The sequence below is a fragment of the Mucilaginibacter sp. P4_C11 genome (assembly GCF_056402115.1).
Window position 1 is genome coordinate 65,809 of sequence record NZ_JBFUIA010000028.1, and the last position, 13,986, is coordinate 79,794.

General features: G+C 43.7%; 9 protein-coding genes. 5 read left to right on the forward strand and 4 right to left on the reverse strand.

Annotation, left to right across the window (positions count from 1 at the left end; all coding sequences use genetic code 11):
* Positions 1-69 precede the first annotated feature (69 nt).
* A complete protein-coding gene (locus AC1DU2_RS22870; protein WP_477387141.1) occupies positions 70-1,101 on the forward strand; it encodes a LacI family DNA-binding transcriptional regulator in 1,032 nt (343 codons plus the stop codon).
* Between the two features lie 289 nt (positions 1,102-1,390).
* Here the strand turns inward: AC1DU2_RS22870 and AC1DU2_RS22875 are convergent, their stop codons facing one another.
* Genes AC1DU2_RS22875 through AC1DU2_RS22885 form a run of 3 tightly spaced genes read right to left on the reverse strand, consistent with a single transcriptional unit; the run spans position 1,391 to position 6,395 of the window.
* Complete coding sequence (locus AC1DU2_RS22875; RefSeq protein ID WP_477387143.1) at positions 1,391-2,815, reverse strand: alpha-L-fucosidase; 1,425 nt, start codon at positions 2,813-2,815, stop codon at positions 1,391-1,393.
* A 37-nt stretch (positions 2,816-2,852) separates the two neighbouring features.
* Positions 2,853-4,223, reverse strand: a complete 1,371-nt coding sequence (locus AC1DU2_RS22880) for an alpha-L-fucosidase (protein ID WP_477387145.1) — start codon at positions 4,221-4,223, stop codon at positions 2,853-2,855.
* A gap of 39 nt (positions 4,224-4,262) precedes the next feature.
* The gene (locus AC1DU2_RS22885; protein ID WP_477387147.1) at positions 4,263-6,395 is read right to left on the reverse strand and encodes an alpha-N-acetylglucosaminidase; all 2,133 of its coding nucleotides are present in this window, start codon (positions 6,393-6,395) and stop codon (positions 4,263-4,265) included.
* 352 nt (positions 6,396-6,747) lie between these two features.
* On the opposite strand from AC1DU2_RS22885, the gene AC1DU2_RS22890 reads away from it, so the two are divergent.
* On the forward strand, positions 6,748-9,090 hold the full coding sequence (locus AC1DU2_RS22890) for a beta-galactosidase (RefSeq protein WP_477387149.1): 2,343 nt from the start codon (positions 6,748-6,750) through the stop codon (positions 9,088-9,090).
* Between the two features lie 158 nt (positions 9,091-9,248).
* Positions 9,249-10,271, forward strand: a complete 1,023-nt coding sequence (locus AC1DU2_RS22895; protein ID WP_477387151.1) for an aldo/keto reductase — start codon at positions 9,249-9,251, stop codon at positions 10,269-10,271.
* A 79-nt stretch (positions 10,272-10,350) separates the two neighbouring features.
* On the opposite strand, the gene AC1DU2_RS22900 is transcribed toward AC1DU2_RS22895, so the two are convergent.
* On the reverse strand, positions 10,351-11,364 hold the full coding sequence (locus AC1DU2_RS22900) for a threonine aldolase family protein (RefSeq protein WP_477387153.1): 1,014 nt from the start codon (positions 11,362-11,364) through the stop codon (positions 10,351-10,353).
* 43 nt (positions 11,365-11,407) lie between these two features.
* On the opposite strand from AC1DU2_RS22900, the gene AC1DU2_RS22905 reads away from it, so the two are divergent.
* Together AC1DU2_RS22905 and AC1DU2_RS22910 are read left to right on the forward strand one after the other, a co-directional pair.
* On the forward strand, positions 11,408-12,112 hold the full coding sequence (locus AC1DU2_RS22905; RefSeq protein WP_477387155.1) for a hypothetical protein: 705 nt from the start codon (positions 11,408-11,410) through the stop codon (positions 12,110-12,112).
* A gap of 201 nt (positions 12,113-12,313) precedes the next feature.
* Positions 12,314-13,897 carry a flavin monoamine oxidase family protein gene (locus tag AC1DU2_RS22910; RefSeq protein ID WP_477387157.1) on the forward strand — a complete coding sequence of 528 codons (1,584 nt, stop codon included), beginning with the start codon at positions 12,314-12,316 and terminating at the stop codon, positions 13,895-13,897.
* Positions 13,898-13,986 lie beyond the last annotated feature (89 nt).

Here is a 13,986-nt window from a genome sequence, read left to right on the forward strand (position 1 = left end):
TATTTTGACACCAACGATTTTTTGGACTAACAGATAATAAATACTCATTGTTTTAATCTTGCTTACCAAATGGAAAAGATCCCCACAATTAAAGAGATAGCTAAACGCTTAAAAGTAAATGCTTCAACGGTATCCCGGGCTCTTCACGGGCATCCCAGTATTGGCCTCGTAACTACTATGCGGGTTAATAAAGTGGCAAACGAATTAAATTACGAGCGCAATCAAACCGCTATATTTTTTAAACAGCGAAAAACATTTACTATCGGCGTTGTACTCCCCGATTTTTCTGATGCTTTTTTTTCTTCGGCGCTTAGCGGTATAGAAGATTACGCCAGTAAAAAGAATTATAACGTTTTTGTAGGGCAGTCATTAGAAAATCCTGATAAGGAAAAGAGCATCCTGGATACCATGAAAAATCACCGGCTGGATGGTGTTATCATATCTATAAGTAAAAATACCACGGATTATGAAGTGTTTAACCAATTGAAAAAATATAACATTCCGGTAGTGTTTTTCGACCGCATACCCGACATGGAGGATATCCACTATTCTGCCTGTAACCTCCAGTCGGGAATGTTACAGGCAGTTGATTGTTTGGTAGAAAAAGGCCATCGTAATATCGGGTTAATTAATGGCCCATTGCACCTGGGGGCAAGTAAAGAGCGCCTGGCTGCATATAAAAAAGGGCTTAATAGTCATAATATAGCTATAAATACACAACTGATTGTCTCATCCGATCTTTCAACCGATCAAAATTACCGGGCTATGCGGCAGCTATTATCATTAAAAGAAAGACCAACGGCTATCATCGCTTTTAATGATTATGTAGCACGTGATGCTATGTCGCTGATGAAAAAAAACAACCTGGTAGTTAACCGCGATATAAGCTTTATTAGTTTTGCCAATTCGCCTATCTGGAGCTTTATGGATAATTCGCCAATGGCATCTATCGAACAGTTTCCACAAAAACAAGGCGTAAAGGCAGCAGAAATTCTTTTCGAATTAATTGCCGGCCGTACCGAAGAAACATCGTCGGCTCCTGTTTTTAACCAGGTGATATTTGATTCCAGCATGATATCTCATCATGGCAAACGCATCTAAATGGCTAATAGAATGAGTGATATAAGCATCAAACGACACTTGGTTTTTATCGGCTGATCATGGTTAAATGATCCGGCTACCAAAGGGACCTGGATTGGCCAACAACAGGCACAAATATTTGGATGCGCCTAAATTGCGCGCTCAGTTTAGTGTTAACCATGATAAAATGTAAAATATTGATTGTCAATTATTTGTAAATATTTATCTAAAATGTGTTAAGTTATGTTAACCCAATAAGATGCGTTTGCCCTGTCTCATTCGGGTAGTTTTTTGGCCTAAACGCCGTTTTTTAATACTCCAGTACAAAAGTGCCGCTGTACTTTAAAGCGGCACTTTTTTGTAAATCGTCAGGTATCTTGATGCTTAACAAACCGTTTTTATAATCCCATTTCAGCTTTTTAATACTGCCCAGCAAGCTTACTTTTTTAATTTGCTTGATATTATCAACCGGGAAACTTACGTTGGCCGGCAGGTTTAACACATCTTTTTCAGATAGCCAAAAAGCATATAACGTTTTCGTGGTTTTCGATTTAGTAAAATAGATGTTGCCGGCGGAGTAGGGGGTTGCAGGTTCCGAGCCATAAATACCCCTCCCGTTGATTTTTATCCAATTAGCAATATCATGGAGTCTTTGATAGGCAACCGGGTTCCAGTCGCCGTCAGGCCCCGGGGCAATATTAAGCAGCAGGTTACCGCCGCGCGACACTATTTTTATAAGCGTTTGCACCAGTTGCCGGCTGGGTTTAAATTCGTCGTCCGGCACGTAGCTCCAATATTTACCAATGGTCATACAGGTTTCCCATGGGTATGATAAAGGCTTGTCTGGTACCTCCTGCTCTGGCGTTGTATAGTTTTCAAATTCGCCGGCAACGGTACGGTCTACCATAATAAGGCCTGGCTGATGGCTGCGCCCCATTTTGGCTATTTTGGCCATATCAAGATCCTGGTTATAGTGCTGCGGATCGTTTTCCTTTGTTGCTGAGGGCCGCACCCAACCACCATCTAGCCATAAAATATCTACTTTGCCATAGCCGGTCATCAACTCTTCAATCTGGTTATAGGTAAAATCTTTAAATTTTTGCCAGCGTTCGGGGTAGCGTTGCGGGTCGTAATTAACATTGTGGTCTTTAGGGGGAAAGTACGACCACCAATAGTTTTGGTTGTGCCAGTCGGGTTTAGAGAAATATGCCCCAATCATGAAATTATCTTTACGAAAGGCGTCAAATATTTCTTTGGTTACATTGCTTCGCGGATTTTTTGAGAAAGGCGTTTTAGCATCCGTAATTTTATAATCCGTTTGTTTGGTGTCAAACATGCTAAAGCCATCATGGTGTTTGGTGGTAAACACCATATAATTCATGCCCGCGGCTTTTGCGGCTTTTGCCCATTTTTCGGGGTTAAAGTTTACAGGGTTAAACGTGGTTTGCAGGTTTTCGTAGGCTTTTTTATAGGTGAAATAATCAGCACTATAGGGGCCGGTACGTGTAACCCAGTCATCGGGGCAAATAGTCCAGCTTTCTGCTACGCCCCATTGGCTGTAGGTGCCCCAGTGCATAAACAAACCAAATTTTTGGTCCTGCCATTGGGCAAGCTTTTGCCGCACCAGCGAGTCTTTAGGAACCTGGTACGTGGTGGACATTTCGTGCTCGTTTTGCGCGAGTGCTGCCTGGCCACAGCTTAACAAACAAAGGCCAAGTATGAATTTTTGGATCATGATAAATGGATTAATTTTTAAAGCCGGGTATATAGCATTAGTTCAGTACCAATTCAATTACCGGTATCTCGGTATCAGGTTTGGTCTCGGGTAGATTTAATACAAGGTCGTTTCCTGTATCTTTTGATTTGTTATCCGTTTGAATTTCTGAGGCATCGTGCAAAAACTGTATATATTTTACTTTGTCCTTATATCCTTGTAAAGTGATTGTTTTGCCCGGATACTCTAACAAATGCACATACAAACGCCTGGCGCTGGCATTATAGGTAAGCATAGTATGTTCAGGCGCTTTAAATGTTTCCGGGGCTTCGGTGCATCCGTAAATAGCGCGGCTGTTGTATTTCATCCAGGCTGCTATTCCGTCCAGCCTTTCGTTAGCGCGTTTATCAAATAAACCACGTGCAGTAGGGCCCACATTCAACAGCAGATTGCCGCGCTTGCTTACGGCTTCTATCAGCATCGTAACTAACTGTTTGGTGCTTTTCCAGCTGTTTTCATCGCGGAAATATCCCCAGGAGCCAGAAAACGTTTGGCAGGTTTCCCAATAAGTTTTGTAGTCGTTTTTTTTGGTCCATTCTGTTAAGTTTACCTGTTCAGGTGTCAGGTAGTCCCATCCGTCCTGGTATTCGTTTATATCAAGGCGATTATCAATTATAATATTGGGCTGTAGTTTTCTTATTTCTTTAACCAATTCAACAGATCCCCAGTCTTTGCTGCCTTTACCATGTTTGCCGTTGTCGGGGTACGAAAAATCGAGCCATAGCATATCAATTTTACCGTAATTGCTAAGCAGTTCTTTAATCTGGTTGTGCATGTACGTGCGGTACCTGGCCATATCGCGGCCTTTATTTAACTTATCATAATCCTCATCCTTTTCGCTTGCCGGTTGCAATGGGTGTAAAACATCAACCGTAAAATCCGGATGGTGCCAGTCTAACAAGGAATAATAGAAACCTATTTTTATGCCTTCGGCTCTAAATGCATTTACAAATTCTCTAACAAGATCTCTTTTAGCAGCGGTATTGGTGGCCTTATAATCAGTGTATTTTGAATCAAACAGGCAAAACCCTTCGTGGTGTTTGGTAGTAAGCACGGCATATTTCATTCCGGCTGCTTTGGCTTTCTTCGCCCATTCTTTGGGGTTAAATAAATCCGGGTTAAACTCATCAAAGTAAGGCTGGTATTGTTCATTGGTCATGCGCTCCCACCTTTTTACCCATTCGTGCCTCGCGGCTTGTGAGTAAAGCCCCCAATGAATAAACATACCAAACCGATCGTTGGTCCACCAGGCCATGCGTTTAGCTTTTTGTTCGGGTGTTTCTGTTCCTATTTTCTTTTGCGCATACGAAGAGGAAAATACCAGGGAGATTAATAACGTAATTAAGACTGTTTTTTTGAATTGACGCATAGCGGCCTGTTAGTTTGAATTAAAATGGGTGTGCTAAGTTTACATCGATAAAATTTCCTTAACCACTTCCTGTAAAGGTCTGTGTGGTTTTTCGGGATTTAGCTTCTGGTTTTCATCCACCCATTTGCGTTCCCAGGAAAAGTAATCGGGCTCGGTAACGTTTTTGCCCTGCAGGTTACCACGCAGGTAATCAAAATAAATTTCCCAGCGGGGCAGGTAGTAACCATCTACCAGGCCGGCCCATTCTTTATAGGCATATTCATGCAGGTTATCTTCGGTACGTATGTTTTCTCCCCAATAGGTAATCTGCATTAAGGCATTTTTTAGGTTATTTGCTTTCTCTTCGGCAGTGTTTCCGTTGGCTATAGCTTGTTTGAGATAGGTGTTAAGCCTGAAGTAACCATCTGTATTCAGTAAGTCGTCTGTCAATTTTATCATGTGCAGAAACTTTTCGCTTGCCTTGTTAAAAGCCGGTAAATCCTTATTGTTGTATGCTGTTACCAGGTCATTAAAAACAAGGGTTCCTTTATTTGACAACACCTGCCTAACCATATTGATGAGGTCTATTTTATAAGTAGCTGAATTTATAAGATCAGGCGTAGCCCTGGCAAACTCTTTTACCGCTTTTTCAAATTGTACAGTATCGTAATTTCGGGTAAGCGTGCCCCAGCTGGAGATTGATTTAACTTTAAGCGCCGGCCTTGCACAGAAAATAGACTCGCCCGCCCCTTCCTGGTAACCGGGAAGACTTTGGTAAATGGTTTGTAAAAAGCCCTGCCATGCATTACTTGTATGTGTATTGTTTACACCATAACGGTATTTGGCGTAATCATTAATCCAGGTCCGGGTATCAACATGTTCTGTGCGCCAGCCCAGCTCGAGCATCAAATCATAGTCTGGCGGATTGTTGTTGATGCCTTCGGGCATTATGCCAACACCCTTAAGATAATTGCTGTAAGTGCTTTCCCTGGCCCTGTAAATTTCATCGGCAAAGCGCTGTAATTTGCCATATACACCGGGGCGTTCGCCAAAATTGTTAACACTGCACCATATGAACGGGGTGTTATCATAAGCTTTACGTTTTTCCCAGTTGTTGGTAAACTCGCCAAAAAGCTCCTGTACCAATACTTTTGATTTATCGAGACCGTCAAGCATGGCTTGTTTGGGGTTATCCTGCCAGCCCTGCAATACCCATGACGAGCCCGGGTAATAACTTTGCATTGATGCCTGTATGCTTGCCCCTGCCTTTTTCAAATCTATCCCATCGGTTTTACCTCCCTCATGAAAAGGATCGCCTGCAAAAAAATGAATACTTTTACCATATAAGGCCTGCATTTCGCTGTAATATATCCCTGCTATGCGACTAAATTCCGGATCAGTAGGGTCAAGTATGTCGGGCCTTTTAAATGCGCCCCAGGTGCCCTGGTCTATAATGTGTGCCTTGCTTTTATTTTTCAAGGTGCTTGGTACTATTCCGTAAAAGCCCTGCAAAACAGGCTCAATCCCTAATTCCCGCATTCGCTTTATCATTTTTTGCTGAATCAACTTCCGGTTGTCAATCTGGCTTTGCGGCATCGGCCCGCCCCAGCCTTCAATATTGCCCATCAGCCACCATGCGGTATAAGCAGGGCCAACTATAAAGTTGTTAATTTCACTATCGTTATAGCTTATCTTCCTCAGTGTATTTTGCCATACCGCTTCCATACCTTCAACGGTAAGCATGGTATTAACACCATTTAGCGCCATCCAGTCAAGCTCCCGTTCCCAATCGGCCCAGCTATAAAAACTCATGGTATAGTTATAGGTACAATAATTTAATGCATAACGATACTTAGCCTCTGCTTTTACAGTCTCTTTTTTGCCAACAACCGGAATCGGAAACACAGGTGCCAGGTTATCGCCCATATGCGACATCGACCTATTGCAATAATATTTTAAATACCAGTTTACACCAACTGCCGCCGCGTTAGGCCCCGATGCGCTGATCACCAGCTTGTTTTTTACCGTTTGAAGTTGGGCTATTTCGGAGCCCGGAGATTTTAAGGCCTTGAAAATAATATGATCACTTAACCAGGGAGCACGCCTTTTAACCAGTGCTTTTACCGGTTCAAATTGTTGGGCAAAAAGATGTATTGGCAAAAATAAAACAAGCAGAAAAGTTAGTTTTCGCATATGAAAATATTGATTTTGAGGGTTAACATCCTCGAAACTAACTAAAATTAAAATAGAAAATAAGGTGCAGCCCGGCGTTGTGGCGGTATAAAAATTACGCAAACGTTTGTTGCGGCATGCGCAAACGGTTGCGTAATTTTTAGCTATTTTTTTGGATTATAATTTTGTTACAATTGTAATTCAAAGGGGAAATCTATGCTTTTTGAAAGCTTCCCGCAAAAACGATAAAACAAATATTACCTGCATTTAGAGGATGCAAAGTTTACCCAGCCATTTGTGATAACATTCCAGCTAAAAAAAGATTAGCCGGTTTTGATAATGATTTAGTAACACAGCCCAAAATTGATTTTTAATGAAAAAAAGTATTATTAAACTGCTCCTTTTAATATGCGTGCTAACTTCCAAACCTGCCTTTGGTCAGCAGGAAATTAACGAACCGTTTAAAATTGGCACAGAATCATTTATATTGAACGGGAAGCCCTTTGTTATTCGTTGTGGCGAGATGCATTACGCGCGTATACCCAGGGCGTATTGGAGGCACAGGCTAAAAATGGCGAAAGCCGTTGGCTTAAACACGGTATGCGCTTACCTGTTTTGGAACTTCCAGGAAACAGAGTCGGGGAAATTTACCTGGGAAGGGCAGGCAGATGCAGCCGAGTTTTGTAAAATAGCTCAGGAAGAGGGGTTATATGTTTTGCTGCGCCCCGGCCCATATTCATGTGCCGAATGGGAGTTTGGTGGCCTGCCCTGGTGGCTGTTAAAAAAGAAAGACATTCAATTACGCACCCGGGACGCTTACTACATGCAGCGTTGCCACCAATATTTAAAAGAAGTTGGCCGGGTGTTAAGCCCTTTGCAAATAACAAAGGGCGGGCCCATACTAATGGTACAGGTTGAAAATGAATATGGCAGCTACGGCGCGGATAAAGAATACATTTTAAAAATACGCGATTATTTAAAGGAGGCAGGCTTTACAGTTCCGTTGTTTACCTGCGATGGTACTGTTCAGCTAAAAAACGATGTTCAAAAGGATATTTTTGCCGTGGTGAATTTCGGCAATAATCCCGAAGCCGGCTTTAGGGCCTTGCGCCAGGTACAGCCAAGCGGGCCGCTAATGTGTGGCGAGTATTACCCGGGCTGGTTTGACAGCTGGGGTGCGCCGCACCATACGGGCTCAAATGATCATCTCATCAAAGAAATTGGTTGGATGCTTGATCACAAGGCTTCTTTTAGCATTTATATGATACATGGCGGCACATCATTCGGCCTGTGGGCAGGCGCAAACTGTCAGCCTTACGCCCCCGAAACATCAAGCTATGATTATGATGCGCCCATAAGCGAAAATGGTTCTGCAACGGCAAAATACGATGAATTACGTAGTACGCTTAAAAAGTATCTTCAGCCAGGCGAGGTATTGACAAACGTGCCTGCAGCGTTACCGGTACAAAAAATAAAGCCTTTTAATCTTACCATGGTAGCCCCGATAATGAGTCAATTGGGAAAACCGGTATTAAGTGATACCACGCTTTTTATGGAAGATTTGAACCAGGGTTACGGAATGATGGTTTACGAAACAACATTGCCGGCCGGCGCAAAAAAACAGCTGGATTTTACCGAGGTACATGATTATGCAGAAGTTTTTATTGATGATAAACTTATTGGTGTACTAAACCGGGTAAAAAATGACCATGTTATTGAAATTCCGGCAATTACTAAGCGTACCAGGCTCAGGATTTTTGTTGAAGCCATGGGCAGGGTTAATTATGGTTATTACTTATGCGATCGTAAGGGTCTGCAAGGCGAGGTTTATAAGGTTACAGGTGGGCAAAAGGTAATGTTAAAGGGCTGGAAACATTATTCCATTCCGTTGGGCGAAGGCAACCCGGTATTTAAATATAAATCAATTAATGCCGTAGCTAAGTTAAATGAGCCAGCATTTTACAAAGGCTACTTTAATGTAAAAAGCAAAGATGATTTTTATTTGGATATGCGCTGGTTTAAAAAAGGCGTTACCTGGATAAACGGGCATTGCCTGGGCCGGTATTGGAACATTGGGCCAACCCAAACCATGTATGTACCCGGAGTATGGCTAAACCAGGGAAAAAATGAAGTGGTTGTATTGGATATGCACCAGCCATATGCCGCCCGCCTGCAAGGTTTGGATAAACCGATATTGGATAGCCTTACAGAAATAAAAGCTGTGAGTAGCAGCCATCGTAAAGCCGGGCAGCAGTTCGGAAATAATTTGAATAGCCTGTTATATTCGGGCGTAATGGAAAATTCTACTAAATGGCAAACCTTTGCCTTTCCCATAAAAAGCGGTCGTTATATTGCCCTGGAAGCATTAAATAACTTTGTGGGCGACCAGTTTACCTCATTGGCCGAACTGGAATTACTGGATGAGAATGGAAAGCAAATCCCCCGCGGCTTGTGGAAAGTGGTGTATACCGATAGCGAGGAACTGAAAGGCGAAGACGGCAAATCAGAAAACGTGTTCGACCTGCAGTATACCAGCATCTGGCATACCCAATGGAAGGATAATGCCACCAAACACCCGCACCAGATTGTTATTGACCTGGGAAGTAAGACAACCATAAGTGGCATTAAAATGTTGCCCCGCCAGGATATGGAAACCGGAAGAATTAAGGACTTTAAACTTTACCTGGCCGATAAACTTTTTAATGGTTTGTTATGAAAAGTGGTTTTTAAGATATAATCACAAGGCCCTTTGGGGCCTTTTTTATTTATATCACAATGTATATGTTTCTCTGCCTAAAAAACATTAAATCTTGATTCCGCTTTCCTGATTGTTTTCCATTTCCCTAACTTCACCATCAACAAAACATCAAACTTATGAAATACAATTTTTTAGGTAACACCGGCCTGTTGGTGTCCGAAATTTGCTTTGGCACCATGACTTTTGGTGGCAAAGGCTATTGGGAAGCCATAGGGCAAATAAAACAGGAGGGGGTTAATGAACTGATGAAAACCGTTGTTGAGTCGGGCATCAACTTCATCGATACGGCCAACGTATATTCCTTTGGCGAATCGGAAACATTGCTTGGCCAATCAATTATCGATCTTGGGTTAAACCGCCAGGAACTTATCATTGCTACAAAAGTACGTGGCCGGATGGGCGAGGGCCCCAATAATACCGGCCTTTCCCGTTACCATATATTTAATTCGGTTGATGATAGTTTAAAACGCTTACAGGTTGATCATATTGATGTACTGTACGTTCACGGTGTGGATTTGGCAACCCCGGTTGAAGAAATTATGCGGGCATTAAACGATGTTGTGCTTACGGGCAAAGTGCGTTACATTGCCTGTTGCAACTGGCCTGCCTGGATGGTGATGAAAGCCGCCGGTATAACCGAAAAGAATGGCTGGCATAAATTTGTAGGGCTGCAATATTTTTACTCGTTAGCGGGGCGGGATATTGAAAGAGAATTGCTGCCCGTAGCTAAAGACCAAAACCTGGCTGTGATGCCCTGGAGCCCTTTGGCAGGTGGCTTTATTTCGGGCAAGTTTACCCGCGGTAATCAAAAATCAGAAGGATCGCGCAGGGATACGTTTGATTTCCCGCCAATAAATAAGGATAAAGCTTATAATATTGTGGATGTGATAAGCGAGATAGGCAAACAGAAAAATGTATCTGCTGCCCAAATCGCCCTGGCATGGGTTCGCCTGCAAAACGGTATCACCAGCACCATTATCGGAGCCAAAAACATCGATCAGCTGAATGATAACCTGAAATCAATTGAAGTAGAACTATCTGCCGATGAACTAAAACGCATCGACGAAGTGAGCGCACTGCCGAAAGAATACCCCGGCTGGATGGTTGAACGCCAATCGGCTGATAGGGTACCGAAATAAGTTGTACGTTTTAAGTTGTACGTTTTTGGAGCTTTTTTCAACGTATTACGTACAACTTAAAACGTATAACCATAAACCTCTACAGCCCCTTCAGCACCCCAACCAAATATTCAACCTGGCCGGCATGCACATCAAGGTGTGTTACAAAACGGATGCGGTGTTTATCGGTATCGCTGGCTTTGATGCCTTTGTCGGCCAGTTTGGCCAGTACGGCTTTGGCGGGTTCTACGGTATCAAATAGTACAATATTGGTTTCTACGGGCATTACATGAGTTACCCAGCTTAAATTAGCCAGTTCTTCGCCCAAAATACGGGCATGGGCATGGTCTATCTTTAGGCGTTCTACATGGTGGTCCAATGCGTATATAGCTGCCGCGGCCAGGAAACCAGCCTGGCGCATGCCGCCACCCATCACTTTACGAATGCGGCGGGCGTATTTTATAGTTGCCTTATCAGCCAGTAAAACCGAGCCAACCGGAGCGCCAAGCCCCTTAGATAAGCAAACAGAAATGCCATCAAAATAAGTTCCGTAATCAACAGCCTTATCGCCGGTATGGGCAAGGGCGTTAAAAATACGGGCACCATCCAAATGGAGTTTTAAATCCCTGGCCTGGCAAAGCTTAGCTATTGGCTTAATATCATTTAAAGTATAGCAGCTGCCGCCGCCTTTGTTCACCGTGTTTTCTAACACCACCAAACTGGTGTGGGGATAATGAATATTTTCGGCATTAATTTCCGGCTCAATCATTTCGTCAGTGATAATACCGCGATAGCCATTCAGTAAACGGGTAGATACGCCGGAGTTAAAGGCAATGCCGCCGCCTTCATAACGGTACACGTGGGCGGTTTGGTCGGCAATCAGCTCATCCAGCGGCTGGGTAAGGCATTTAATGGCTATCTGGTTGGTCATGGTACCCGATGGGCAAAAAATGCCCGCTTCCATGCCAAACATGGCGGCGGCTTTTTCTTCCAGTTGGTTTATGGTTTCATCTTCGCCAAAAACATCATCGCCAACTTTGGCACTCCACATGGCTTCCAGCATGCCGGGAGTTGGTTTGGTAACGGTGTCGCTGCGTAAATCAACAGTCATCATATTAAATATCTAAAAATTACGTTCTTTGTATTTTACACTTGTTATGCGCTCAATTTTAATCATTTTATTTTTTATGCTGTGTTTTGTATCAGCAAAATCGCAAAAATGGCAGCCTGGTGTTTTTACCGATGTAAAAGGTAACCGCACAACCGGCTTTATCCGCCTAAATCCGGGCGGCAAAGGCCCTGTCAAGGATGAAGGCTTTATTGAGTTTAAAGACGACGAAAAAACAAACCCCTATAAACTCAGCGCCAGTGATATCCGCTCGTTTGTGGCAGGCAAGGATAGCTTTGTGGTTGCCCATGCCCCGCGTAACGAAGAATGGAGCAAAGAGGAAACCGATTTTGTACAGGTAGTGCTTGACGAACCGCTTAAACTATATGCGGCCAAAGGCGCAACCGGCGGTGGTGGCGGTGTCCATTTTTCGCCGGGTGTAGCCATGGGCTACGGCAGTGGTGGTTACGGTGGCGGCCTTGGCGGCGGGGTAGGTGTTTCGCTTGGCGGCGGCGGTGGTAATGGCGGTGGCGGAAAAAGCTCAAAAACTACTTATTATTTTGGCGAAAGCACTGCCGATATGCAGCGCATAACCGATGCTAACTTTGAAGATATTATGGTGGAGATATTGGGCGATGAGGAGCAGGTGGTTGAAAGCATTAAACAGCACAGGTATAACCTCAAAAATATAGATAAGCTGCTTGACTATTACAACAAGTCCGTAGCTGCACATAAAGGGCAACCTACGCAGTAAGCCCGCTAATAAGTCGTTTGAAATTACAGGCCGGTCCCAAAAAGGAGCGGCCTTTTTTATTGATCTCTTTGTTTTTCAAATAATCCATACTAAGCCCGTAGATATTATCATAATTAAAAAATTATGGCTTATCTTTTATTAAATCATTTAAAAAACTATCTTTAAGCCTTACATAATTGTAAAACATAAAAGCTGATCTTATTGAAAACAATTACCCGCAGAGATTTTCTGGGTAAGGGTGCTATGCTGGCCGGTGGGGCTTATCCCGCTATGTTGGCACTGGGCATGCTAAAACCCGCTCCCGCGCACGCCTTTAATTTGGAGGGTGATGGCAAGGGCAAACATATTATTATATTAGGGGCAGGCCTTGCCGGCATGACCTGCGCTTATGAGCTTAATAAATTAGGCTATCAATGCACCATATTGGAAGCCCGCCAGCGTACCGGTGGCCGTTGCTGGAGTATCCGCAATGGCGCAACCAACCAGGAGATTGACAAACCCGGCGTTACTGCCAAATTTGATGATGGCCTTTACTTTAACGCCGGCCCTTCGCGTATTCCGCATCATCATGAGTTAACGCTACATTACTGTAAAGAGCTGGGGGTACCCATACAGGTATACAACAACGTTAATGAAGGTGCTTATTACTTTGCCGAAGGCAAAGGTCCGCTCTCTAACAAAAAAGTCCGTGTACGCGAAATTCATAACGATATCCGCGGTTATATGACCGAAATGCTGGCCAAAAGCATCGATCATGGAGGCCTGGATAGCACGATGACCAAAGAGGATGGCGAAAAGATTATCGCCTACCTGCAAGCCGAAGGAGGCCTTGATATAGACAAACTGTACAAGGCATCAGCCAGGAGGGGGTATACCGAATCGCCGGGGGCGGGAGATCGGCCGGGCAAAATTGCCGAGCCGCATAAACTGGCCGATATCCTGCACTCGGGGCTTATGGATCCTGATTTTTACAATGTGGCCGAATACACCTACGAACTGCAGATGACCATGTTCCAGGCTGTAGGCGGAATGGATCAGATTGCCAAAGCCCTTGAAAAAAAGGTGGCGCCATCCGTAAAAATGGGTGCCGAAGTTACTTCGATCAATAACCTGGCCGAAGGGGTAAAAATCACTTATAAAGATGCCACAGGCGTTCATGAGTTAACCGGCGATATGTGTATTTGCACGTTGCCGCTACCGGTTTTAAGCAACGTAAACAACAATTTTTCAGGTGATGTTAGCCGGGCTATCGATTATATCGGCTATATACAAACCGGTAAAATAGGTTTGCAGTTTAAACGCAGGTTTTGGGAAGAAGATGAGCGTATTTATGGTGGTATTACCCACACCAACAACGATTTAACACAAATTTTTTACCCATCTTATGATTATTTAGGAAAAAAGGGTATCTTAATTGGATATTACAATTTTAACGAAAAAGCCCAGAAAATCGGCGCTTTAGGTTATGCCGATCGTGAGAAGTTTGCGCTGGAAAAAGGCAGGCTTATCCACCCCCAATATGATAAGGAATTTGAAGGGTCGTTTTCAGTTAGCTGGCACAAAACAAAGTACAATTTAGGCGGATGGGCTGTTTACAGCACCGAAACGCGCAAAACACAATACCCGGTACTATTAAAGCCCGATAAGCAGGTATACTTTGCCGGCGAACACCTAACCTATCTTAACGCATGGATGGCCGGCGCATTTGAATCGGCCCGCAGCACGGTTGCTGCCCTGCATGCCAGGGTAACCGAGGGAAGGGTAAGCTATCCGGTTCAGAAATAGGGGGGAGGGTAGAATCAAGAGTCAAGAATCAAGAGTTAAGACTTTTTGATTGCAGGACGAAAGATTATGTTGCAGCACCGATATCTGAA